20 protein-coding genes and 1 tRNA gene are annotated in these 25,250 nt (G+C 56.0%); 14 read left to right on the forward strand and 7 right to left on the reverse strand.

Annotation, left to right across the window (positions count from 1 at the left end):
- Window positions 1–42: 42 nt before the first annotated feature.
- Together IT895_RS17225 and IT895_RS17230 are read right to left on the reverse strand one after the other, a co-directional pair.
- On the reverse strand, window positions 43–543 hold the full coding sequence (locus IT895_RS17225) for a tripartite tricarboxylate transporter TctB family protein (RefSeq protein ID WP_085919652.1): 501 nt from the start codon (window positions 541–543) through the stop codon (window positions 43–45).
- Between the two features lie 48 nt (window positions 544–591).
- A complete protein-coding gene (locus IT895_RS17230) occupies window positions 592–1,563 on the reverse strand; it encodes a Bug family tripartite tricarboxylate transporter substrate binding protein (RefSeq protein WP_085919651.1) in 972 nt (323 codons plus the stop codon).
- 207 nt (window positions 1,564–1,770) lie between these two features.
- Here IT895_RS17230 and IT895_RS17235 point away from each other — a divergent pair, with 207 nt between their 5' ends.
- From IT895_RS17235 to IT895_RS17285, 11 genes are all read left to right on the forward strand, one after another.
- Complete coding sequence (locus IT895_RS17235; RefSeq protein ID WP_199284168.1) at window positions 1,771–3,558, forward strand: IlvD/Edd family dehydratase; 1,788 nt, start codon at window positions 1,771–1,773, stop codon at window positions 3,556–3,558.
- Between the two features lie 59 nt (window positions 3,559–3,617).
- The gene (locus IT895_RS17240) at window positions 3,618–4,304 is read left to right on the forward strand and encodes a GntR family transcriptional regulator (protein ID WP_199284169.1); all 687 of its coding nucleotides are present in this window, start codon (window positions 3,618–3,620) and stop codon (window positions 4,302–4,304) included.
- Between the two features lie 332 nt (window positions 4,305–4,636).
- Window positions 4,637–5,128 (forward strand): radical SAM protein, encoded by a 492-nt coding sequence (locus IT895_RS17245; protein ID WP_199284170.1) that lies wholly within the window; start codon window positions 4,637–4,639, stop codon window positions 5,126–5,128.
- Between the two features lie 9 nt (window positions 5,129–5,137).
- On the forward strand, window positions 5,138–5,554 hold the full coding sequence (locus tag IT895_RS17250) for a hypothetical protein (RefSeq protein WP_199284171.1): 417 nt from the start codon (window positions 5,138–5,140) through the stop codon (window positions 5,552–5,554).
- The gene (locus IT895_RS17255; protein WP_199284172.1) at window positions 5,551–5,958 is read left to right on the forward strand and encodes a DUF6375 family protein; all 408 of its coding nucleotides are present in this window, start codon (window positions 5,551–5,553) and stop codon (window positions 5,956–5,958) included. The genes IT895_RS17250 and IT895_RS17255 overlap by 4 nt, the downstream gene beginning before the upstream one ends.
- Window positions 5,959–5,972: 14 nt before the next feature.
- Window positions 5,973–10,004 carry a hypothetical protein gene (locus IT895_RS17260; protein ID WP_199284173.1) on the forward strand — a complete coding sequence of 1,344 codons (4,032 nt, stop codon included), beginning with the start codon at window positions 5,973–5,975 and terminating at the stop codon, window positions 10,002–10,004.
- 502 nt (window positions 10,005–10,506) lie between these two features.
- A complete protein-coding gene (locus IT895_RS17265) occupies window positions 10,507–11,364 on the forward strand; it encodes a tyrosine-type recombinase/integrase (RefSeq protein WP_199284174.1) in 858 nt (285 codons plus the stop codon).
- A complete protein-coding gene (locus tag IT895_RS17270; protein WP_199284175.1) occupies window positions 11,357–12,508 on the forward strand; it encodes an IS91 family transposase in 1,152 nt (383 codons plus the stop codon). The genes IT895_RS17265 and IT895_RS17270 overlap by 8 nt, the downstream gene beginning before the upstream one ends.
- Window positions 12,509–12,839: 331 nt before the next feature.
- Window positions 12,840–14,573: an ATP-dependent nuclease gene (locus tag IT895_RS17275; RefSeq protein WP_199284176.1), complete on the forward strand. Its 1,734-nt coding sequence runs from the start codon at window positions 12,840–12,842 to the stop codon at window positions 14,571–14,573.
- A 188-nt stretch (window positions 14,574–14,761) separates the two neighbouring features.
- Complete coding sequence (locus tag IT895_RS17280; protein WP_199284177.1) at window positions 14,762–15,064, forward strand: type II toxin-antitoxin system RelE/ParE family toxin; 303 nt, start codon at window positions 14,762–14,764, stop codon at window positions 15,062–15,064.
- The gene (locus IT895_RS17285) at window positions 15,054–16,142 is read left to right on the forward strand and encodes a HigA family addiction module antitoxin (protein ID WP_199284178.1); all 1,089 of its coding nucleotides are present in this window, start codon (window positions 15,054–15,056) and stop codon (window positions 16,140–16,142) included. The genes IT895_RS17280 and IT895_RS17285 overlap by 11 nt, the downstream gene beginning before the upstream one ends.
- 114 nt (window positions 16,143–16,256) lie before the next feature.
- On the opposite strand, the gene IT895_RS17290 is transcribed toward IT895_RS17285, so the two are convergent.
- A tRNA-Ser gene (locus IT895_RS17290) sits at window positions 16,257–16,327 on the reverse strand.
- Between the two features lie 336 nt (window positions 16,328–16,663).
- Between IT895_RS17290 and IT895_RS17295 the strand changes: the two genes are divergently transcribed.
- From IT895_RS17295 to IT895_RS17305, 3 genes are all read left to right on the forward strand, one after another.
- Entirely contained in the window at window positions 16,664–18,226 is a 1,563-nt protein-coding gene (locus IT895_RS17295) for an ATP-binding protein (protein ID WP_159343409.1), read from the forward strand.
- A gap of 137 nt (window positions 18,227–18,363) precedes the next feature.
- Window positions 18,364–19,824: an IS1380 family transposase gene (locus IT895_RS17300; RefSeq protein ID WP_233337292.1), complete on the forward strand. Its 1,461-nt coding sequence runs from the start codon at window positions 18,364–18,366 to the stop codon at window positions 19,822–19,824.
- 281 nt (window positions 19,825–20,105) lie between these two features.
- On the forward strand, window positions 20,106–21,347 hold the full coding sequence (locus IT895_RS17305; protein WP_159343410.1) for an ISL3 family transposase: 1,242 nt from the start codon (window positions 20,106–20,108) through the stop codon (window positions 21,345–21,347).
- Between the two features lie 173 nt (window positions 21,348–21,520).
- Here the strand turns inward: IT895_RS17305 and IT895_RS17310 are convergent, their stop codons facing one another.
- The 4 genes from IT895_RS17310 to IT895_RS17325 all read right to left on the reverse strand — a co-directional run bounded on the left by IT895_RS17310 (window position 21,521) and on the right by IT895_RS17325 (window position 24,971).
- On the reverse strand, window positions 21,521–21,994 hold the full coding sequence (locus IT895_RS17310; RefSeq protein WP_167520886.1) for a MarR family winged helix-turn-helix transcriptional regulator: 474 nt from the start codon (window positions 21,992–21,994) through the stop codon (window positions 21,521–21,523).
- Window positions 21,995–22,134: 140 nt separating this feature from the next.
- A complete protein-coding gene (locus IT895_RS17315) occupies window positions 22,135–23,394 on the reverse strand; it encodes a TRAP transporter large permease (RefSeq protein ID WP_159343411.1) in 1,260 nt (419 codons plus the stop codon).
- 3 nt (window positions 23,395–23,397) lie between these two features.
- Window positions 23,398–23,916 (reverse strand): TRAP transporter small permease, encoded by a 519-nt coding sequence (locus IT895_RS17320; RefSeq protein WP_159343412.1) that lies wholly within the window; start codon window positions 23,914–23,916, stop codon window positions 23,398–23,400.
- Window positions 23,917–23,963: 47 nt separating this feature from the next.
- The gene (locus tag IT895_RS17325; RefSeq protein WP_159343413.1) at window positions 23,964–24,971 is read right to left on the reverse strand and encodes a TRAP transporter substrate-binding protein; all 1,008 of its coding nucleotides are present in this window, start codon (window positions 24,969–24,971) and stop codon (window positions 23,964–23,966) included.
- Window positions 24,972–25,250: the final 279 nt, after the last annotated feature.

Genomic DNA, 25,250 nt, shown 5'->3' on the forward strand with positions numbered 1-25,250 from the left:
CCGATAAAGGCGAGCTGAGGATAAGAAGTGCGCACTATGTCGTTATGAGGACAGCAATGGCGGCAGCAGCGGCACAGGCAGACCCAAAAAGCCGATGAAAACCGTACACACCAGCGTGACCAGCAACACGATACCGATTGCGGCGAAACGCCATGAGAGATGTCCGATGATCGACAGGGCCACGACCATGAAGCCCACCGTGGCGCCCAGGTACCCCAGTATCGAAATGCTATAGAGGTAGACGGCGGCCAGCAGGAAGATCAGCATGGCCTTCCATGGCTTGCGTTGGTGCTCCTGCTCGCTAACGGCTGTCTCCTCTGGGTCAGCATCGGAAGCGGTGGCCGCCCCCTCGACCGACACCTTGCGGCGACGCAGGGTACTGATGATCTCTTGCCCCACCATCGCCGCGCCTAACAAGGCCACGACGACCGAGTAGATAAGAGGCATGTTCGCCGCCTTATCGGGGTAGCCAAGCGCAGTGACATAGAACGTCGCTGCTAAGCCAATGGCAAACACCCCCAACACCAGACGACTTATGTTCATCTCACACCCCCTTGTCGATCGCCGTATTGCGCCTTTGGCGCCGTTGCCTTACTGGTTGACCTCATCTTTGACATCTGCCCAGATTTCTACGAACTGGCCTTCCATGTCCTGCATCATCTGGCCGTAATCGTCACCGGTCTGGATGTCGAGGTTCATGGCACGCTCCTGGGCAGTCTTCTGGAACTCCTCGTTCTCTCCCAGCGCCTCAAAGGCAGCGATCAGCTCATCGCGAGCCTCGTCCGGAATGCCCGCTGGCGCGCTGTAACCGCGTGAGGAACCCGCCACGACGTCGATATCCATCTCTACCATGGTGGGCACATCAGGCAGGATATCCAGACGCTCTTCGGCAAATACCGCTAGCGGCCGCAGGCTGCCCGACTCGATGTGGCCATAGACGTTACCCAGGTTGTTGAAGCTGGCATCGATCTTGCCGCCCAGCGCCGCCGTGGCCGATGGACCATCGCCCTGGAAAGGTACCTTCTGGAAGGACAGGCCGGTCGCCTTCTCGATCATGATGGTCGAGAAGAAGTCATCCCCCCCAACGCCCGAGTTGCCCACCGTAATCTCACCGGGTCTTTCCTCAGCGGCAGCGAGGAACTCTTCCACGGTTTCATAGGGGCTATCCTCTGGCACCACGATGATGCCTGGGTCGGTGACCACGTTGGCGATTGGCGTCAGTTCCTCGATCGAATAATTGATGGCGTCATTCATGATGTAGTTGGTCATCAACATCGGCGTATTGGTGATGCTGATAACGCTGCCATCATTCGGCGACTGGTGGGCTAGACGGGTCCAGGCAATCGCGCCTGTGGCCCCAGGCAAGTACTCGTTAATAAATTCCACACCCAGCGACTCCCGCAAGAACGGTTGGGTCAACTGAGCCAGGGCATCACTGCCCCCACCGGCCTTGAAACCTTGCAGCACCTTGATCTCATCAGCGGCTGAATAATCGGCTTGGGCGGCCCCTGAAAACATCAGGGCGGACAGTAGGGTTGCGGCGTAAGCGCTACGGATTTGCATCGTTGTTACCTCACGTGCTGTTTGTCGTTGTATCGCACATTGTCGTGCAAGGCGTGCTTGCAAGATCAAACGTAGTTGCCTATCAACAATATTGTCAATAATATTATTAATAATCTTGCCAAGCCGATTTTTACCGCCTAGCCTTGCGTTCAAGAACCGTAATCAACGGACCTCCGACAAGCCGCGAACAACATAGAGGAAACCGCGATGAGCCAGGACTTCCGAAACAACCGCCAAGGCAGTGACCATCAGCAATCTGACGCCGACGGCCCTACTCTGGGCATGTCCAATCGCCTAACCAACTACGGCGATGCCGACTTTTCGCTGTTCCTGCGCAAGGCTTTTATCAAGGGAATGGGCTACACGGATGACGCGCTTTCACGCCCGGTCATTGGCATTGCCAATACCTATAGCGGCTACAACGCCTGTCACGGCAACGTGCCGGGGTTAGTCGAGAGCGTAAAACGCGGTGTGATGCTCGCGGGCGGCTTGCCGGTCGACTTTCCTACCATCACCCTCCATGAGTCCTTCGCCAACCCCACCAGCATGTACCTGCGCAACCTCATGGCGTTGGATACTGAAGAGATGATTCGCGCTCAGCCGATGGATGCCGTGGTACTGATCGGCGGCTGCGACAAGACCGTTCCCGCTCAGTTGATGGCTGCTTCAAGCGCTGGTGTTCCCACAGTTCAGGTCGTCACGGGTCCCATGCTCTCTGGCTCACACCGCGGGACGCGCGTTGGCGCCTGCACCGACTGCCGCCGTTACTGGGCGGCCTATCGCGGCAAGGACATCGACGAGGCGGAGATCAACGAGGTCAACGACAAGCTGGTCCCCACCGTAGGCACCTGCTCGGTAATGGGTACCGCCAGCACCATGGCTTGCCTGGCTGAGACACTGGGTATCATGCTGCCCAACAGCGCTACTGCACCGGCGGTCTATGCCGACCGGCAACGCATCGCCGAGCAATCCGGTGCCCAGGCCGTAGCGCTCGCTCGGGCTGGTGTTACCCCCGATCAAATTCTGACCCCTGAGGCATTCGAGAACGCCCTGCGGGTTCTGCTCGCATTAGGCGGCTCGACCAACGCCTTGATTCACCTGACCGCCATCGCCGGGCGGCTAGGCATCGACATCGACCTTGAAGCCTTCGACCGCATGAGCCAGGAAACCCCGGTACTGGTGGACCTCAAGCCCTCAGGCGAAGGCTACATGGAGGACCTGCACCGCGCCGGCGGCCTGCCCACCCTGTTGCGCGAGCTAAAACCGCTATTGCACCTGAATGCCATGACCATCAACGGCCACACCCTGGGTGAAAACATCGATGCCGCCGTGCACCTCATCGACCAGAAGATCGTGCGCCCCAAGCAAAGCCCTATCTATGCCCAGGGGGGCATCGCAGTGTTGCGCGGCAATCTGGCCCCCGCCGGCGCCATCATCAAGCAGTCGGCTGCCTCCGCCGAGTTGATGACCCATCGTGGCCGCGCCGTGGTGTTCACCGGCCTTGAAGACCTGGCCAACCGCATTGACGATCCCGACCTGGATGTTAACGCCGACGACGTGCTGATACTGCAGAATATCGGGCCCAAGGGCGCACCGGGCATGCCCGAAGCTGGCTACATTCCGATCCCCAAGAAACTGGCCGCCCAAGGCGTCAAAGATATGGTGCGCATATCCGATGGGCGCATGAGCGGCACGGCGGCAGGTACCGTCGTGCTCCACGTTTCCCCGGAATCTGCCGAGGGCGGCCCACTAGGACTGGTGCGCGATGGCGACGTCATATCGCTGGATGTCAGCAACAATCGGCTAAGTCTGGAAGTGGATGACACGGAGCTTGATGCACGTCGGCAGGCGTTCAAAACCGAGACGAGCGAAGCGCCGCTGTTGGGCTATCGTCGCCTGTTTATGGAGCAGATCCTGCAAGCCGAGGAAGGCTGCGACTTCCGCGCCTGTCGACCGGCGCCCACCTGCAGGATTCCGAGGCAGCATGAAGCGTGAAGGCGAGTTTGGTACACTTCTTAACCATATGCCCTGCCATGGAGGCTGAGAAACCGATCATGAGCCGAACCGCCCAGCCGTCAACACGCGGTGCCGAAACCCAAGCCTCGCAATCTACCCATGGTGTCAGTGACATCGTGGCCGCGGTAGAAGAGGACATTGTGCTCGGCCGCCTGCACCCCCGCGAGCGGCTGGTCGAAGAAACCATGATGGAACGCTTCAATTGCAAGCGGCACGTCGTCCGTCAGGCGCTATTCCAACTCGATAGCATCGGCCTGACGGAGCGCATCAAAAACCGGGGCGCCTTCGTCAGGAGCTATCCACCGGATGAGGTCGAAGAGATCTACGCCATGCGCGAGATTCTCGAGCTGGCCGCCGTCAACAAGCTGCCCTTGCCAGCTCCGCCAGAATGGCTTGCTGAACTGGAAGCGGTTCATCAGCAGCATAGCGAGGCCGTGTATGCCCACGACCTGCGTCAGGTGTTTCATATGAACATCGCTTTCCATCGCACGCTTTTCCGGGCCTGCGGCAACACCTACCTCTACGCCACCATCAACGAGTTCGCCCAGAAAGCCCACGGCATCCGTTTCATTGCGATCACCGACCGCGACGCCCTCGCTCAAGCCCGCCGCGAGCACGAATTGATGATTGAGGCGATTCGGGACGAAGACCGCGAACGCCTGGCTGACCTGTGTCGCCAACATCTGCTACCTTCCAAAAACCGCTACTTGGCGCTTTATACCTAAGCCTATGCAATAGCTGCAGCAACGGCTGCATGTGTTGTCTGTGTAGATAGCGCGCTCGTTGAAGAATTTCTTATCCAAGACGGCTCCCCTACCCGACGGAAGAAGCGTTGATAGCTCGCCCCTCGACTCTCAGCCAACTTAACCAGCCTGTGCTAGGCTGGACTCAAGTCAGTTGAAGTAGCAGACGCTTGGCGAAGGTCATTCGGCACAACGAGTTGGGAATACGGTGGCTGCTAACGACCCTTAGCAGACTAGGCGCCAACTTCTGCCTCGATAACTTCGACGCGCTTTAAGCCCCATTCAAAGTAGAACTGCTTTCGGTGAAATGCCTTATGAAGACCAGAATCGGCCCTGATGGGGTGCATCTTTTCGATCGCTTTTCAGGTCTGAATGTCCTGCTAGATGAATGGCGCCCGGAAGAGGCGGTTTGGTCGATGTCTCCCCGCCAAGTATCCATTGCGCTCACCAATGTTTGTGATCTTCACTGCGAGTACTGCTATGCGCCTAAGCACAAGGCGTCGCTGCATACTGATCAACTGCTTGGCTGGTTGAAGGAATTGGATACTGAGGGATGCCTTGGCATTGGATTTGGCGGCGGCGAACCAACGCTGCATCCTGATTTCGCCGACATATGCCAACGGGCTGCGGGAGAAACTCAGCTCGCGGTTACATTCACGACTCATGGTCATCGCCTGACTCCACAGCTGGTCGAGCGCCTCAAGGGGTCGATCCACTTCGCGCGCATTAGCGTTGATGGGGTAGGTCGTACCTATGAAGAACAGCGTGGGAAGCCGTTTGCCAGCCTGCTTCGAGGCATGGAGTAGATTGCTACCTTGTCGCCCTTTGGGATCAATGTCGTAGTCAACGAGCGCACGGTTGCAGAACTCGACGCAATAAGCGAGCTTGCTCAAAAGGTTGGAGCTAGTGAATTGCTGCTGCTTCCTCAGCAAGCAACCACTGCGGTCACAAGCATGAACGAATTGGTCGGCCGAGCACTTCAGGAGTGGGTCTCCAACTACAGAGGCAAGGTTCCCCTTACGGTCAGTCAGGCGGGTGCGACAGGACTGCCTACGTGCGATCCGCTTCCCAATGAGCAAGGCCTTCAAGCCTATGCGCACATAGACGCATCCGGCATGCTGCGCGCGAGTTCTTACTCACCCGCTGGAGCGAAAATCGGAGGTGCCGGAGTTTTGTCGGCGCTAAAACAACTCAGAAGCACCTTCGAGATCAAACTAGAGACGCAATCATGAAGATTTGGAACGGATACGGGTCTGAGCATTCGATGAACCTGGTTCTCATCGGAAAGTTTAAACGAGTGCAAGACGCGGAGAAGGTCGTGAAGGACATTGACAAGCTTAGCGATCAGGCTTCGAAAGATGACAGCCACTCCATATCTTTTGGTGCTCCAGAGGATCAGAGATTTTCAGATGACATGCTCTCGTTGCTTCACAGGTTGAACCTCTACACCTTAGGTCCCAATGATCTCGACCAACTGGTATCTGATCATCACCTCGATCTTGAAGGCGATCAAATCACTGTCACGACTGACGAGGCAGAGGTTTCAGCGTTTGTGAAACTCTTTATCGAGGCTGGTGCGAAAGTTGAAGTCTTCTCAGCACACGACTACCCGTCCGATCCCGACGACGCCAGTTGAAAGAGAAAACGCTAATGCCTGAAGCAAATTGGGATGTATTCAGTGAGTTGCCCGGAGCAGCGGACGAAAACTTTGAGAAGCTTTGCCGTGCTCTGGTGCGCCAACACTACAGACGCTTCGGTCGCTTCAAGCAACTCGCAAACCAGCCTGGTGTGGAGTTTCACCTTGAACTGACCGAGTCTTGTGATCTCGGAGCGCCGCCACGCTGGATTGGTTGGCAATGTAAATGGTATGAACTGGCGAACGGACAAAACTTGGGTACCACACGCCGCAGAAAGATCATAGAGGGCATAGAGAAGACGCGTAAGCATGTCCCAGGAGTTACCGATTGGAAGCTGTGGACACGCCACACGCTGACAAAGGTAGACCAAGAGTGGTTCTTTGCGCTTGAGAAAGACCGCTTCCCCGAGTTGAAGCTGGAGCTGCTGACAGCAACGGACATCGAAGATCTATTGGTTGGGCCTGGAGCACTACTTCGAGAAACCTACTTCGGTGAGCTAGTTCTGACGCCTGAGCTACTTGCTGAGCAGCACAGGCTCGCTGCTGCTCCATTCAACCGCCGATACCAGCCAGAAGTACATGTGGTCGTTGGGGCAGAGGAGAAGATACTCAGGCATCTGGGCGGCCAGAGCGCGTGGGGGTCACTGGAGCAGCTCTCAAGCGTCCTCAAGACAAATTGTGCGGCCATTGCTTCGCTCACGGGACAACTCAAAACCGAACTCAAGGCCGAAGTCGACTCGCTCCTGGATCGAGCTACCGGATTGGCTGACTTCCTTGATAGCTTGCACGCGGCGCTCGGCAAGGGCGATTTCGACTCTGTACAGCAAATACTGGTAGCGAATTCGTCTCAGCCGGTGCGCTACCACAAGCTGCTCTCGAAGCTGCGTGGGACGCGTTCAGGTGGAGCACCTTTAGCCGCGAATCTGGTCGCGGATCTCCACACGGTTTCGTCGGCGCTGCAAAGTCTGGAGAGGTCGATCGGCCTTCGATCCGAGGCTGTGCTCGCAGCTGCAGGCGAAGGAAAATCCGAGCTTGCCATCAAGGTGACACAACCGGACGGAGACCTCCCCGGCGGAGTCTTGCTGCTGGGCAAGAATCTTCATGCAGGCAAAGGGCTTGACGCTCTTGTATCTGCCTTCAAGATTTCTGGCAGGCCGGCGGAGAGCTTCGAACGGCTGATTGAGGCTGTAGATGCGGCGGGACAGCGCGCGGGCAAGCGCCTACCCGTTGTCATTGACGGCCTGAATGAGGCAGAAGACCCAAGAAACTGGAAGGATGAGCTTGCGCGAGCGGAAGAGCTACTGAAGGACTTTCCGTATGTCCTGTTAGTTGTCACTCTACGTAATGATTTCGCTCAGATGTGCCTGCCGGAAGAACTTCCTCAACTTGAGCACAATGGGTTCCAGGAAGACCCGCAGACGGCCATCGACAAGTACCTTGAGTACTACAAGATCGATGCCACCGATGCGGATCTGCCAATCGAGTTCTTGCAGCACCCGCTGACGCTAAGAATCTTCTGCGAGGTGGCAAACCCTCGTCGCCAGCACCTTGTCGGAGTGGAGGCACTGCCCAGTTCGCTTACTAGCCTGTTCGAAGAGCACTTCAACAGGGTTGCCGCACGAGTCGCTGAGCTTTCACCGACGGCGGATCGCATCTATCAGGAAGAAGTGCAAGATGCTTTACTGACGATCGCGCGCCTTCTCTGGGAAGGCAACGTGAGAAGTGTGGAGTTCAACGCTGCTCGGACGGCAGTTCGAGACATGGGCTGGGATGCTAGCGTCATTCGCGCGCTGGAATCCGAAGGCGTCCTCGTTCGAACAACTTCTGAAGAAGGAGGCCAAGGAATCGCATTTTCATACGACCTGATGGCCGGATATATGATGGCGCTCCACCTGCTTGACAGGCCTGGCTTGGCGCAGTGGCTGCAAAGCGATGAGGGACGCGCGCAATTCCAATTCCGTGAGCCTGGGTCGCATACCTTCGCCTTTGACGTGTTTCGGGCTCTAGTTGGCCTGTATCCCCAACGCCTTGGCAGGCGCCAGCTTTGGCAAGACTTGTCGGACGAGAACCTCGTCATGAACGCTCTTTTGTTGACGGCGCAATCAGATCCAAGGCACAACGGGCGGGAAACAGTAGAACAGTTTGCGCACGCAATGCAAAAGTCGAAACGGTTCGCACAGATTGCCTTCACGAGACTCCGGAGTACCAGGGCAGCACGAGCGCATCCGTTTGACATGGACTTCTTGCACGGCGTGCTCTTAGCTATGCCCAATACGCAGCGCGATCTTTTCTGGTCGGAGTGGGTTAGAGAGAGAACTGAAGAAATTGAAGACGACTTCAAATTCCTGTCGTCTAAATGGAAATCGAGTGACCTAGACGAGCGAGAGATTCGGCGGGCCCGCTGGGTTATGTGGACGCTGACATCAACAATCAGAAGCCTGCGCGACGTGGCCACCAAGACCCTGTACGAATTCGCAGCCAAACGGCCAGGGGAGTTTTTCCAGCTGGCAGTGGAGTCAATTTCCGTTCCAGACCAATACGTCCCCGAGCGGATGTTCGCCGCAGCCTACGGTGCGGCGCTGACAACCTGGTCGGATATCAATGCTGTAGAGATGCGTGAGGCCTTGCCTCGAGTTGCTCGTGAGATTTATCAAGCAATGTTCTCACCTGGCGCTTCGCATCCTACTTGGCATGCCTTATATCAGCAGTACTGTCTGGGAACAATTGCCATTGCAAGGATACTTGATCCGGCTTGCTTGTCTGAGGACGAGGCAGCACACCTGCTTCCGCCGTTTAGCCAGCTGCCCAGTCCGTTTGACAGCTTGCCGCAGTACGACTCGGCGGTGATCGAACGTGCGAAGGACGCAGCAATTCGAATGGACTTCAGCAACTACACGGTAGGGAGACTGATTCCAGATCGCTGGAACTACGACGATAGCAACCCAGAATACCAACGGGTGCTACCGGCAATAGTTTCGCGAATGCTGGAGCTGGGCTATGACCCCGAGCAATTTGAAGCCGTTGACCGGCAAATGAACTCCGGCCCTCGTATGGGAGGTGATAAGCACAAGGTCGACCGATACGGGAAGAAGTACGGCTGGATCGCTTACTTCGAGATGTGGGGTGTCCGGTATGCAGGGGGATTCCTTGCCGATGAACGCAGCGCTAGGCCCTCAGATGCAGACATCGATCCGACGTTTCCTCTTGAGGCTGAGAGCATCGATCTGCAACTCCCAGACTTGTTTAGCGATCAGCCTACGAGTACCGGTGATTGGATCGTGAGAGGTCCGCAACCAGACTACCGCGGGATACTAGAGATCAATGATATTGATGGCTTGACGGGGCAGTGGGCCTTGCTTGACGGGTTCTTAGAACAGAATGCCCCGGCCGATGACCGACAGGTTTTCACCTTCCTGCGAGGTGTACTTGTTGACAGCGGAGAAGTCGAACGCCTGTGCAAGTTGTTCACTGGTCTCGAATACCCTGGCAATGAAGCAATTCCGCAAGAGCCTGGCTACTACTACACCTATGCGGGTGAGATGCCTTTCTCCTCGATTCCTGGACTACCTGTCGCTGATGAGCAAGAGGACAACCGCGCGGAATACATTGTGTCCGATGATAGGTGGTCAAACAGTGGCGTCGCGGTCGAGCTCCCAGTGCAGAAATATAACTGGGAGAGCTACCACAGCTTAATGAACCAGAATAGCGGTGCATGCCTGCCTTCTAAATGGCTCTGTAAGGCTTTGAGTCTCAAATACCATGCCAACAAATGGGACTTGCACGATGCCGCAGGTGTGGCGTCCCTATACCGCGAAGTCGGTGAGTACGGCTCGCAGATCAGTGGGTCTTTTAGCTATTTGCGTCGTGATCTTCTTGACAGTTACTTGACGCAGTCCGGCAAATCGCTGGTGTGGCTCATGTGGGGAGAACGTGGTATCCATCACAGGTCAACCGAAGTGCACAACTTGTACGAGTACTACGCGAACCACCAACATATTCACAAGCGTACTCACGTTTATCAGCCTACTTCTAACACTCAATCGTAGGTCAAATCAGGCGAGGGGATGGCGCTATTCTTGGGTGCTGTAGACGTTTATGCAGAGCGTGGAATCGGCCGCGGATTCAGTATTCGAAATGGCTGTACAATGCGAAAACCTGACTAGGTCGCGTCACTTTCAAATTAGCGCCTCGAATGTCAGCTATTTAGCGCACCATTTTCCGTTACGATTAGAAAATACAGCCAGTTAACATCGCCAGCGTCAGCTCTCGACCCTGAGCGGACATTCCGGGAAATGCAGTAGGCGCGCGAATTTTGATTATATGGCCTAATGGAAATTAATAGGCCAAAGAATCATAGCCTTGGGAGAGCCTGACAAGCTGCATTTTCCGGAAAAAAGTGCCAGCTTGTTCATTCAATCATAGAGCGCGCCGTCTAATACGCTGTTGAACTAAACCGCTTCGCGGTAGCTGTCGACGAACCACGTTTTTTGCCTCATCGGGCCACACTGTTGATTGACCCACGTGGGTCAATAGACAGGAGTGACGACGATGACTGCCTTGCGACAGAAGATGATCGCGGCCATGCGTCAGCGTGGCTTTGCGCAACGTACCCACAACACCTACCTGATGGTGGTCACTGATCTGGCACGTTATTTCCACCGTTCGCCAGACACGTTGAGTACCGACGACCTGCAACACTTCTTCAATCACCTGGTTCAGGAGCGCGGTTTGTCCGCCGCTAGCTGCCGTGTCTACCTGCACGGCGTGCGGTTCCTGTACTTGCACGTGTTGCAGTGGCCGTCGTTTGATGTGCCTCTCACCGTCCCCAAAAAACCGCAGCGGATTCCAGAACTGCTGACCCGCGACGAGGTTCGGCGGATCCTGGCCGCCTGCCAAAACCCCAAGCATCGTATGATGCTCGAACTGTGCTACGGCTGCGGATTGCGTGTGACCGAGGTCTGCCACCTGCGAGTCAGTGACATCGACAGCCAGCGTTACCAACTCCGCGTGACGCAGGGCAAGGGCGGCAAGGATCGTATGGTGCTATTACCGGTGACCCTGCTTGATCGCTTGCGCGATTACTGGCGCGCCTATCGGTCAGTCACATGGCTGTTCCCGAGCGCTCTGTTTCCCGATCAAGCCCTGCACGCCAGTGCGCCACAGAAGGCCTTTACTCAAGCCAAGCGCCTGGCCGGGATCGAGCGGGTCGGTGGCATCCATAGTCTGCGCCATGCCTATGCCACCCATGTTCTGGAGCAAGGCCTGCCCGTCCATCAGCTCCAGCGACTACTGGGCCACCGCAACCTCCAGTCGACGATGCGCTACCTGCACTGGCTACCGAGCCAGCAAGGGGGAGATCAGTGTCATATTGACCTGGTGGCCGGATTGGAGGTGAGCCATGACTAAGGCCGCTACCTTGCAACAGGCATTGACCCGTTTTCTCGATCCCATCGGTCTTGATCGCCAGCGCCAACGGGTGTGTACCCATCTGCTGGCCTGCCGAACGGAGGCGATGGGCGGAATGGTCTTGCAGTGTTCCGACTGTGCTCACGTACAGCCACGTTACTTCGGTTGTCGCGATCGTCACTGTCCACAGTGCCAAGGCCGCGCCATTGAACAATGGGCCGAGCGTCAGCAAGCCAATATCCTGCCGGTGCGCTATTACCACGTCGTGTTCACGCTGCCGCACAGCCTTAATGGCTGGGTTCAGCTTCATCCCGAAGTGATCCATCGGTTGCTTTTCCAGAGTGCCTGGCAGACGTTACGCACGTTTGGACGAGATCCCAAACGCCTTGACGGCGAAATGGGGATGATCGCCGTGCTTCACACCTGGGGCCAGAACCTGAGCCAGCATGTGCATCTGCACTGTTTAGTCCCAGGCGGTGCCTTGAGTGACGATGGCCGCTGGCGTGGGGCGCATAGCAACTACTTGTTCCCCGTACGGGCCTTGTCACGCCACTTTCGCGGGCACATGGTGAGCGCTCTGCGCAAGGCCGCCCATGCAGGCGATCTCCACCGAGTCACCCGGCCCGGTGATGTCGATGCTCAACTTAACACGCTGATGGCCACTGACTGGGTGGTTTACAGCAAGGACTGCCTTGAACACACCCATGCGGTGGTTCGCTACTTGACGCGCTACACGCGCCAGATCGCCATCAGCAACGCGCGTATCCTCGCCGTAGACGACCAGCAAGTGACCCTACGCTACAAGGACTATCGCGACCATGACCGACACAAGTCACTTATCCTCAATGGCGAGGAGTTCGTGCGTCGCTTCCTGCTTCACGTCCTGCCCAAAGGACTGATGCGGGTGCGTCACTACGGTTTTCTGGCCAATCGCTGCCGTCAGCAACGTCTGATGCAGATTCGTCGAGCGTTAGCGGTTGTTGAGCAAGTCCCAAATGTTGATACAGCCGCCAGCGATGCGGAGCCAACCTACACCTGTCCACACTGTCGTCAGCCGACATTGCGGATGATCGGGACGCTCACTCCCCAGCGGCCCATCCATGATCAGCCGCCTAACCACAAGGAGCAACGCTATCGAGCATGATGTAACGCCCTACGACGACAACGGACTTGGCTAACTGGCCCGCTAGCGGGTCACGGCGACGCTCGTCCCGGTGATGGATTTTAGCCATCAGGCGCGCTACATTGGATTAACTTAGATTCGGGGGCACTGACATGATGGCGAATCTCACCATTAGAGCGCGTTACCACAGACATGCCAATGGACGGCTTGGTACCTCAGGCCGCACGCTGATCAATACAATCCCCTATTAAATAGCTGCCTGATGGACGCGCCTTAGTCCAACAGGCATTTATCCGCCATGCTCCGCACGGCGAAAAAATGCTTCACTGTTAAGCCCCTACAAGGAGATAACATGGCTGTTAAGAAGAAATCAGTAGAGGTGGTTCCTCTTGTCGATGAAGAAGGGAACTCTCCTCGCCCCCGTCTTCATAAACTTCAGATCAATAACTTCAGATCAATTGGGGCTGAGACAGTTGAGATCGAGCTTGACGATATCGTTGTTCTTGTCGGGCCTAATAATGTCGGTAAAAGCAGTATTTTGAGGGCTTATGAAACTGTAATGTCCCACGGCTCCAAGGATGGAAGACTGACAATAAACGATTTTCCCAATGGGCAAGTCGATCCAGAAAATCTGCCTACAATTGAATTGCATACAATCGTGTTTGATGATGCACCGGGTGAAAGATGGCTTGAGCCCACTGCAGATAGCGAGTGGTTAATCCGTGAAAAATGGGTTTGGGACAGCCCAAATAAAGACCCCAAGAGACAAGGGTTCGATACTCAAAAAAATGATTGGGATGATCAAGTTCCTTGGGGAGCACCGAACGTTGCTAACTCTCGGCGCCCCCTTCCACATAGGATAGATGCTTTCGCAACACCAGAAAAGCAAGCAGCTGAAATAACCAAGCTAATAACCAGCATGCTAAAGGAAAAAATATCAGAAATTAAGACAGACCCTGAGCAAGAAAAATCCGATTATGAATTGATACTAGATAGAATTCGGCAGCTTCAGACAAAAGTCGTCCAAGCGACTGAGGATGAAGTCAAAGTGATCGAAAGTGAAGTATCCGAGTATTTGAGCAAGTTATTTCCTAAACACCAAATAAAATTCGATGCAAAGCCAGAAGCTGATCTTGAAGGAGCATATCAGCCCTTCAAAGGTAATGCGGATCTTCTTATGGGGCCGGAAGACGGTTACTTTAGTACTATTGAGCACCAAGGGAGTGGTGCAAGGAGAACCCTGTTATGGGCAACATTAAAATACTTATCTGAATCTCAGGATAAAAAGGGTTCTCGACCCCATGTGCTATTGCTGGATGAGCCTGAAATATGCCTGCACCCTTCCGCCATTCGGGAGGCTAGGTCGGTCCTTTATGATCTACCGGAGAGCGGTAATTGGCAGGTTATGATCACATCGCACTCTCCAATATTTATAGATTTGTCGAAAGACAATACGACCATAATTAGAGTGTTTCGAGACGAAGACAGTGAGGTTAAGAGTACAACATTATATCGTCCTGAAAGAGCCAAGCTGGACGAAGATGATAAAAGAAATTTGAAGTTGATGAATGTCTGTGATCCTTATGTGCATGAGTTTTTCTTTGGTGGAAGACAAGTCATTGTTGAGGGTGACACTGAATATACAGCTTTCTCGATGTTAAAAGAGTTCTACCCAGAGGAATATGGTGATGTTCAGATCATCAGGGCAAGGGGGAAAGGAATTATTCCGTCAGTAGCCAAAGTGCTTAAACAATTCTCTAAGTCGTTTTGCATTCTTCACGATACCGATGAGGAGCTTACGGCTAATGGGAAGAAAAATCCCGCCTGGGGCATGAATAGTACTATCGAAGACTTACAGGAAGAGGACGGAAGTGTAAATCTCGTTGCTTGCAAGACCTGTTTCGAAACGGCTCTTTTCGGGGAAGAAGTAAAAAACGAGAAGCCATATAATGCGCTAGTGCGGATTAGAGAGGATGAAAGTGTTCGAGCAAAAGTAAAAGCTTTGCTCGATTATCTGATTGGTGTGGAGGGATCGGTTCTACCAGAGAACTGCATACACTGGGGGGCCGTTGAGGAACTGGCTTAACAATCGGCTGCACAGCGACCGATTTTCCGCCGATCTGCGGCTCCAAACCGGCGCGTGAGCCGGGCGTTAAGCATATTACTCCTCGGACCATTTAGCATTCGTGTCGACCAACCGATAATTTTGGCGTATAGTCTTCACCCATAGGGTGAAGATGCCGTCATTTTTTGCTATCCTTAGGATGCCTTGTTTTGAAAGTCGAGTTCCGCAAGAAAAAGCTAAAGAAGTGCTTTAACCAACAAAAACAGGCGGTTAGAGAATTCGGCGATCAGGTTGCGCGGAAATACATTCAACGTATCCAAATCATCCAAGCGACGGAGACCCTGGAGGACCTTATAGCCTTGCCAAGTCTTAGGTGCCACGCATTAAAAGGTAGGCGCGAAGGACAATATGCGGTCAAGCTTACGGGGTTCTATAGGCTGATCTTTACTATGGATGGCGACTACTTGAATGTTGTGATGATTGAAGAAGTGAGCAAACACTATGATGACTGAACAAGCACACATGTCAGATTTGGCTATCCCGCCCGGTGAGTATCTGGACGAGGTGCTTGAAGAAATGGGAGTCAGTCAGGCGGAATTAGCTCGTCGGATGGGGCGCCCCGCTCAAGCTATCAACGAGATCTTGAAGGGTGAAAAAGCAATTACTTCGGAAACTGCACTACAGCTTGAGCAAGTTGTGGGTGTACCTGCGCATGTCTGGAATAATTTGGAATCCAGTTATCGATTGGTGATTGCCAAAAAAATTGACGAGAAGAAGGCTGAAGGCGAGGTGGATGTAGTCTCGTCTTATCCCTACTCGGAACTATCAAAATTGGGGTTAGTCCAGAAAACCCAAAGCAAAATAGCTAGAGTGAAGGAGCTCAGAAAATTTTTCGGCGTTTCGTCTTTATTTAATATAGGAGAAGTAAAAGAGTATGCGCCTGCATTTAGACAAGTTGAAAAAGATAGTACTTCTCATGAAGGCCTAGCGGCATGGTTGAGAGCAGGTCATATCCTTGCGTCTCGGAAAGAAGTAAATGAGCTTGATCCTGAAAAACTAAATAGATGCCTAGCCGACATTAAAGCCCTTACGTTTGAGACAGACCCTAACGTTATGCTTGATAAGCTTAGCAGCTTGTTAGCCAGCTGTGGTGTAGCTTTGGTTTTGATACCTCACTTTCCAAAAACATATACGACGGGCGCCACTTTTTGGATAGAGAAAAATAAAGCAGTAATAATGATGTCACTTAGAGGTAGCTGGTCTGATATTTTTTGGTTTAGTTTGATGCATGAAATAGGACATATATTGCTTCATGATAAAAGGGCTACATTCCTAGAAAACGGTCGAAGCGACAGGCAATATATGAGGCAAGAAGAGGAGGCTGATCTTTTTGCGCAAGAGACACTAATTCCTAAAAATGAATACGAAAAATTTGTCCGAGTACGGGATTTTAGCAGGGCTTCCATTGAAGAGTTTGCCAATAAAGTTGGAATATTTCCGGGTATTGTTACTGGCCGCTTACAGTTTGACGGTGTACTGCCCCACACAGTGCATCATCATAGAATCAGGTTTAAGTGGAAGAAAGCTTAACAAGGCGTTATCAAAGCGCTATCTCAGTGGATCCTAAACGTCCGCTCTTGGCCGACAAGAAGCCAAACCAACAAAAAGGGCCCACGATTTCTCGCAGGCCCTTTTTTCACAATCTGGCGCGCCCGGCAGGATTCGAACCTGCGACCCTCGGCTTCGGAGGCCGGTTTAAGCCGCACAAGCATCGCCCTTCCCCACCGTCAAAAAACCAATAAACAATATTTAAATCAACAAGTTAATTAACATTCCAATGCATTTCAAATCTTCTCTATCACACCCATTAACGCCATTCTGTGCCCTTCATTGTCCAAACGTTGGCACACACCGTGACTTTTCTGTGTCCTGTTTTCTACCAAATTTGACCTCTGGTCACCGCGCACTACGGACTCCTTTTATTGATTCGGCTACGCGTAGAACGCCAGCAGTACCTATGCAAAAAAACACAGCTCCATACGCGCCACCTGCCCTTATCGCCACCGTGCTAAACTGTCCTGTGTTTCATCGGTTCAGCATTGGAGGCCAGCATGCCAGCTGCTCATCGTCGTAAGCTGCCTATAGGCATTCAAACTTTTTCGGATATCCGAGAAGGCGGCTATTACTACGTCGACAAAACGCCGTTCATTGAAAAGCTGGCGAACCAAAACAAATACTATTTTCTCTCCCGCCCGCGTCGCTTTGGCAAAAGCCTGCTGCTAGATACCCTGGGCTGCCTATTTGAAGGCCGCGAAGCGCTATTTTACGGGTTATATATTCACGACAAGTGGGACTGGCAGCAGCGATACCCGGTGGTGCGTTTAAGCTTTGGCAATGGAGTGGCGGCTGACAGAGAGGACCTAGATGCGAACATTCGATATCAGTTGCAGCAGCAGCGTGCACGTCTGCAGATTACGTCGACGCCTCCTAAGCGTATTGCGGACGACTTTGCTAGCTTGATTGAGCAAGCGCATCGTGTTCACGGTCAACGCGTAGTAGTGCTGATCGACGAGTACGATAAACCCATCCTTGATAATATTCTCGATAGCGATAGGGCGCGCGAACTGCGCGAAGGTCTGAAAAACCTCTATAGCGTGCTGAAAGATGCCGACCCCCACCTGCACTTTGTACTGCTGACCGGCGTTTCCAAGTTCAGCAAAGTCAGCCTGTTTTCAGGGCTGAACAATCTGCGCGACATCACACTCTCATCTGACTATGCCGCTATCTGTGGCTATACCGACCACGATGTGGACACGGTGTTTGCGCCTGAACTGCCTGGGCTTGACCGTGACGAGATTCGCCGCTGGTACAACGGCTATCGCTGGGGCGGGCAAGACGTGCCCAGCGTTTACAACCCGTTTGATGTATTGCTCTTGTTAGAAGAGCGGAAATTCACCCCTTACTGGTTTGAAAGCGCTACCCCTACGTTTTTAGTCGAACTGCTAAAAAAACGCGGTGTGTTCACTCCTGCCTTGAGCCAACTGCAAACAGAAGCCGAATTGTTAGGCCGCTTTGATGTCGACCATATCGCCACCGAAGCGCTCTTGTTCCAAACGGGCTACCTGACCGCGCATGCTGTCGAGGAGCCGATGACCGGTTATTGGCTCTACACCTTGGGCTACCCCAACCTTGAGGTGGAAGCCAGCCTTAACCAAGCGCTTTTACCTGTGCTGGGTGTGCAAGCCCCCCCTCGGGAGCGGCTTACGCTGTTCCGTAACTTGCAAGCGCACGATCTCCAAGGCCTGGAAACCCACCTCAAAGCGCTTTATGCCGGCTTGCCACACGACTGGTACCGCAACAACCCCATTGCCCAATACGAAGGCCATTACGCCAGCGTGTTTTACAGCCACTTCGCCGCGCTGGGTGTGAATGTGACGGTGGAAGACGCCAGCCACCACGGCAAAGTGGATATGAGCATAGACTTTAACGGGCATGTTTACCTGTTTGAGTTCAAGGTGGTTGAACAACTGCCTAAAGGCAAAGCGATTGAGCAGATCAAAACCAAGGGCTATGCCGACAAGTACCGTGCTAGCGGCAAGCCTATTCACTTAGTAGGCGTAGAGTTTTCCAGCGCTCAACGGCAAATCGTAGCGTTTGACGTGGAGACGCTGTAGTACGCTGCTGCTCATCATCGTCCACTACTTAACCCGTCTTATTCATGAGGCCGGCCTGAAAACGAAGATAGCGGATGGTATTCTCTTGAAAATTCAGTGTGTTCCGCCAAGAACCTGAACCAAGAGAGCCATCCGCTATGGGTGAAAGCCTGTCCACCTGGACGCCCTCGTGCAACGGCGCTGTGCGTGTCGAGCTAAGCGGCCAGCGCACCACCAGCGACAGCGGCGCGCTGCTGCTGCGTGAAGCCCTCGACAACAGCGGCGTGATCGAGGCGCTCGAGGACAACCTGGTCGACCAGCGCAACCCGCTGCGCATCCTCATTCGCTGGCCAGTCAGCTGCGTACCCTGGTGCTGCAGCGACGCGCGCGGGACGACGCCCCTGGCCCAAGACCGGCCGTCGCAAGCCACGCTGTCGCGGCTGCTGACCTGCCTGGGCCGCAACGACAACATCGATGTCGTGCACGAAGGCCTGCTGCGGCTGGTGCTCTGGCGCCTGACCTCGCTGAAGAACGGTGAACGTCCCAAGCAGCTGACGCTGGACATCGACGGCCTGCCGATCGAAGTCCACGGCCATCAGGGCGGCTCGGCGTTTCATGGCCTGTACGGGGCACGCATTGACTCGCCGCTGGTCGCCTCACTGGCCGAAATCGGTGACATGGTGGGTGGGGTGCTGCGCGAGGGCAACGCTGGTCCGGCCGAGAACGCTGATACCTGGATCCCGCATCTGGTGCGGCGACTCAATGAGAGCACCGGCGCCCAGGTTCGTGTGCGCATCGACGCCGGTTTTACCGATAACGCGACGCTGGAGGCCCTGGAGGATCGGGAGATCGAATACCTGGGCCGGTTGCGCAGCCACACCGGTCTACAGAAGCTGGCAGCGCCGCTCCTGAAGCGGCCACCCGGCCGGCCACCCGAGCAGCCTCGGGAGTGGTGCCACGATCTGGAGTACCAAGCCGGCTCCTGGCCGGCACCGCGTCGCGTGGTGTTGGTGGTGCAAGAGCACCCCGATGATCTGCTGCTGCATGCCTTCTTCCTGGTCATCAACCTCGGCAAGTTCGACTGGCCGCCGGAGAAGGTCCTGGCGCTCTACCGCAAGCGCGGCAGCGCCGAAGCGCACATGGGCGAGGTGAAGTCGGCACTCGACGTGCATCTCTCGTCGACAGATCGCGGCGCCTCCACCGTCCAGGACGTGATGGCGCGCAACGAGGTGAGTCTGCTGCTCAGCCTCTACGCCTACCAGGTCTTGCATGGCCTGCGCTGCCTCCTGGAGCGGCAAACCCGACAAGGCTGGAGCCTGAGCCGGATGCGCGAGCAGGTGCTGAAGGCGGCCGCCACGCTGAAGGCTGCACGCTCGGCGAATCACCGTTCATCTCGGAGCCGCTACCGACAAGTGGTGGCCGACGCTGCTGAAGGGGTTGCCAAAGCTGACCGCGTTGAGTTGACGCTCCAACGAGACCACCACAGCATCAGAAAGCGAGCGACCGCGGCGGCGGTCGGCGATCACGACTGCTTGGACGGCCGCAATCGATTCCAAAGAGCTATCAAAAAGCGAAAAAAGGACCGCGCTCCGGTATTACTCAATAGCTACTCGCGCTGAAGAGTCCGGTCCTGGTAAGCGATGTCAACAGCCACCACCTTCAAACCGTGCAATCGGCCCCCTCGTGAATGAGGCGGGCCTACCCCTTTTTCCCAATACCGCTTTTGGTGAATTGATTCAGTTAACTATTGGTTCACTAGAACCTAACGGCTACTGACCAAGAGGGCTATTCAAAAAAATATTGTCGAAGGGAAAAATAATTGGCTCTTCGTCGTTGGGTGTGGAATTCCCCCCCCTGAGCTGGGCCAGGATATGACCTCCACGACGACAGGAGGTACGACATGGACGGCACCCAGATTCTGACCCTAAGCCTGGGCCTGGAAGCGCCCTGGATTCTCAAGGACCAGCACCTGGATACCTCCGTATCGCCCCACCGTCTGGACCTCTACGTCGAGGCCGAGCGTGGTAGCCTCTACCCCTGCCCTGAGTGCGGCCAGGCCTGTCCGGCTCATGACTTCTCTGACAAGACGTGGCGGCACCTGAATTTCTTCCAGCATCACTGCTACCTGCACGCCCGCGTGCCGCGTACCAAGTGCCCGGAGCATGGCGTCAAGCGTATCGAGGTCCCTTGGGCGAGGCCGGGCAGCGACTTCACCCTGCTGTTCGAGCAGGCGGCCATGCCACTGGTCAAGGAGATGCCGGTGTTGGCCGTCTCCCGACAGCTGGAGATCTCCGACAAGCGGCTGTGGCGCATCGTGCATCACTACGTCGGTCGGATGCTGGGGCAGCTGGATCTGAGCAACGTGGCCACCGTCGGCGTGGACGAAACCGCGTCCCGGCGCGGTCAACGCTATGTGACGGTGTTCCTTGATATGCAACGCAAGCAGGAGCCGGTGATCTTCGCCGTTCCCGGCCACGGCAAGGAGGCCATCGAGGCCTTCAGCGCCTTCCTGGCGGCCCATGGCGGCGACCCGGACAACGTGATCGAGGTCGTGTGCGACATGTCACAAGCCTTCCTCAGTGGTGTGGCCGAGCACCTTCCCAGGGCTGAGATCACGGTCGACTGGTTTCATATCGTGCAGACCTTCACCAAGCGGTTGGACGAGGTGCGCAAGAAAGAGCACCGGGAGCAGGGACACCCCAAGTCACTGCGCTGGGCCCTGCTGAAGAGCCTGGACAACGAGAACCTCACGCCCAAGCAGCTAGCGGCGCTCCAGGAGCTGGTAGCTGACCAGAGCGCCACGTCCGATGCCTGGGTGATCAAGGAGAAGCTGCGCTGGATCCAGAAGGCGCCGACGCCGCGAGCGGCCCGGTGGCGCATCACGAATTATCTCAAGGTCATGAAGGCGGCGGTCTCGGAGAAGCCGCTGCTGAAGCCGATGGGAAAGGCCCTGGCGACCCTGGAGCGGCATGCCGAGCAGGTGGTGAGGCGCTGGATCTCGGGACTGACGAACGCACGACTGGAAGGCATGAACGGCCTGTTCCAGGCGGCTAGATCACGCGCCCGAGGCTACCGGAACGAGGCCAACTTCATCGCCATGATCTACCTGATTGGCAGCCCGATGGGCCGCCTGTTCGATTAGGCCAAATCCACATGAAACGACGAAGAACCTTTTTAAAGGGCCATTAGCATTCCGAGTCTTACGATTGAAAAAAGGAGTGATTTCTAGCGCATAGGGTCGTCATAGCACTACATCTATCCAAAGAAATAAAGGGGAATATCTTGGAAGCTTAGGTTTTGCTGAAAGTTAAAGCGCTAAATGTCGTTTAAGCGTACTGGAACTCGGCTTAAGTGATTATTATCGTTGGCAATTTTTTGAAGAAGACAAAGCAGTATCTGTTGTTCTTCGGCGTTCAGTGGCGCCAGAATATCACTTTGCACCTCTTCAACAGCAGGCTCTACAGCTTCTCGTAGCGCCTCTCCTTCCTTGGTTAGCTTTACTACCATGGAACGACGATCTTCAGGGTTGCGGTGCCGAGTAATGAGGCCACGCTCCTCCAGCTTCCGAACCACGACCGCGACAGTGTTGCGATCCAGCGCTGTATAGCCACCTAGGGTAACTTGGTCGCTGGTACCCATCTCTTCAAGTGCAGAAAGGATAATATATTGCAGTTGAGTAAGGTTGAATGCCTCGCACTTGCGCAGAAAAATAGCCACGCTAATTTGGTGGCAGCGCCTTAACAGATTACCGGGCAGGTCAAAAGCTTCAGAGAGCGGTGTTCGAGTCATATAGTGTCTTATAAAGGGCAAAATAAGCTGTGACCATAGCAGAAGTTTCTGTAATAGGCACTGAATGAGATCACTGGCTAACCCACTAGTCGCCAGTGACTCACATCGATGAAAAGTAAGCGGGAGGTAAGTGGCTAGGCTTAACGGAAAACGCTAATGAGCCACGGGTTAAAGATGACCGCCAAGATAACGAGGCAGGCTGCTAGGATGAACGGAAAGATCCACTTCGTAATGCGGGGCAAGCTAACGTTGCTGATAGCGGAGGCGACGTAGAGACCGGCCCCCACCGGCGGGGTCAGCAGCCCCAGGCTCAGGGTCATGCAGGTGACGATGCCGAAGTGGATCGGGTCGATGCCGTAGCTCTGCTGGGCCACCGGCAGCAGGATGGGCACCAGGATGATCAGCGCGGCGATGCCGTCGAGCACCATGCCCACCAGGATCAGCATGACGAAGACCAGCAGCATGAAGACCACCGGGCTCTCGGTAGTGCCCTGCATCAGCCCGGCCACCTGCTGCGGGATCTGGTTGTAGACCAGCACCCAGCCGAAGGCCTTTGCGGCGGCGATCAGGAACAGCACGATGGCGGTGTTACGCGCCGTCCTGGCCAGCACGCCGGGAAACTGGCCCCAGCGCAGCTCGCGGAAGAACAGGCCACCGAGGACCAGCGCCATCAGCGTCGCCACGGCGGCGGACTCGGTCGGGGTCACCACCCCGAAGGCGATGCCGCCGACGATCACCAGCGGAATGCTCAGGGTGAGCAGGGCGCCGCGCGTCGCGCCCCACAACGGGATGCGTGACTTCTCGGCGCCGCCGCTCTTGTGGGCGCGCCTGGCCACCAGGGCGATCAGGCCGCTGATCAGCAGGAACAGCACCAGGCCGGGGATGATGCCGCCCATGAACATGGCGCCGATCGAGACCTGGGCGATGACGCCGTAGATGATGAACACCATCGACGGCGGGATGATCGGGCCGAGCAGGCCGGCCCCTGCGGTGAGGGCGGCGGCGAAGCCCTTGTCGTAGCCGTCGCGCTCCATCTCCGGGGTCATCACCCGGCTCATGATAGCGATCTGCGCGGTGGCGGAGCCCATGATCGAGGCGAGCATCAGGTTCGAGGTCAGCGAGACGTAGGCGATGCTGTGCGGTACCCAGGCGAACCAGGCGCGCGCGGCGGTGATGATGCGCCGGGTGATGCCCCCCTCGTTCATGATCTCGCCGAGCAGGATGAAGAGCGGGATCGCCAGCAGGTCGAAGACCTCCAGCGAGCCGAAGATCACCTGGGGCAAGTTCTCCAGCAAGCGGAAGTTGCCCGAGGCGATGATGAAGGTGAAGGTGGCGCCCAGCAGCACGAAGGCGATGGGCATGCCGAGCAGCATGAACAGCAGGAAGGCGGCGAGCGTCATGGGTCACTCCTCGTCGCTGGGCAGGCTGAAGACCGTGCGGGAACGATCGGGCAGGCGCGCGATAAGGTGGAAGAGGGAGGTGGCGCAGAAGATCGGCACGATCAGGTAGAAGTGCCACTTGGGCCAGTCGAGGGTGATGGCGATGTCGTAGTTCACCGACGGCGAGCGCAGCCAGCCGATGGCGTACCACAGCATCACTGCCAGCATCGCTATGCAGAGCAGCTCGGTCAGCCAGTAGCAGGCGCGCTGAGTAGGGGCCGGTAGCAGGCCCACCAGCATGGTCAGGCGAACGTGCTGGTCATGGTGGATGGCGATGGAGACGGCCAGGAAGGCCATCCAGATCAGGATGTAGACCGCCAGCTCATTGGCGAAGTAGAGCGGGCTGTTGAGTACGTAGCGGGCGAAGACGTTGGCGATCAGCAGGGCGCCGAAGGCCACGATCAGCAGGCTGCACAGTGCTTGCTCGAGCGTGCTCAGTCGACGGCTCGCCCGGCTCAGCCAGGTCAGGGATCGAGACGGCATGGGGACTCCTTCGGTGCACGCCGGGGCGCCGTGGCGCCCCGGTGGCATTATTCGGTCGTGAGGCGATCGGCGGCCTGCTGCTGGAAGGCCTGGATCAGGGGGTGATCGCCGAAGCGCTCGGCAAAGGCCTGGTTGGCCTCGGCGAAGACACCCTCGGCCTCCTCGAGGGTGTAGACGTCGATGCTCTCCTCGAGGGTAGTGAGGTTGCGTTGCTCGGCCTCGATCTGCGCCTCGATACCCCAGACCAGGGCCTCCTGCATGGCGCTGTCGATGATCTCGCGCTCCTCATCGGAGAGGGAGGCCCGCGTCGCCTGGCTCATCACCGAGACGGCGGGGAAGGCCATATGGCTGGTCAGGGTCAGGTGCTCGGCGACTTCGTAGAAGCCGGAGCCGACCAAGGCATCAAGGTCGATGTCGACGCCGTCTAGCATGCCGTTCTGCAGGCCCTGGTAGACGTCCGGCAGGCTGATGGGGGTGGGTCGGGCATCCATGGCGCGCCACCAGGTGTTCATCGCGGTGAAGGGGATAATGCGCATGTTCTTGCCGGCGACGTCCTCGATGGTCGTGACGTGCTGGTCGCGCATCAGGATGTGGCGCATGCCGGCGAAGGTGTAGCCGAAGGCGTGCAGGCCCTTGCTTTCCAGGTTGTCCAGCATGAGCTGGGCGGCCTCGGTTTCGGTGGCCTGGGCGGCCTGCTCGACACTGTCGAACAGGAAGGGAGTGAACCAGCCGACCATGGAGGGCTCGCGCTGGCTGGTCAGGGCCGCCGTCATGATGCCCATGTCGAGCAGGCCGGACTCCATCTGCGAGAACATGGCGGATTCGTCGCCGAGCTGGCCGGCTGGAAACAGTGCGACGGTCAGCTCCCCATCGCTCTGCCCTGCAACGTTCTTGGCGAACTTCTCCGCGGTCTGGGTCCAGATATGTTGGGGTGGTGTGATCATGCCGAGCCTGAGCTCCTTCGCCAGGGCAGGAGCGCTGGCGGCGAGCAGGGAGGCGGAGATCAGTGTCAGGGCCAGGGGGTAGCGGATGGCGTGGCGTGCGGTGGTTGTCATTGTCGGCTCGCTTGTCGTTGGTCGGGGCGGTGGATAGGGAAGTGGTCATTCTTTGATCTGCGTCAGTATTGTGATCATCACAGTGATGATCAATCATCCGAAGGTCGATAGCACGACGGTCTGGCCGGACCTTGCGGGCAAGTTCTTAGCGGAAAGTCGTATTGTTCGTCACGATTACAATCACAATACTGATAATCACTATTGTGTCGAATTGCTGCAGCAGACACATCCGCCCCCCGACGACCCCAACAACGACCCGCGACAAGCGGGATGGAGCGA

This window comes from Halomonas sp. A40-4 (assembly GCF_015767635.1).
In the GTDB taxonomy this organism is placed as follows: Bacteria; Pseudomonadota; Gammaproteobacteria; order Pseudomonadales; family Halomonadaceae; genus Vreelandella; species Vreelandella janggokensis.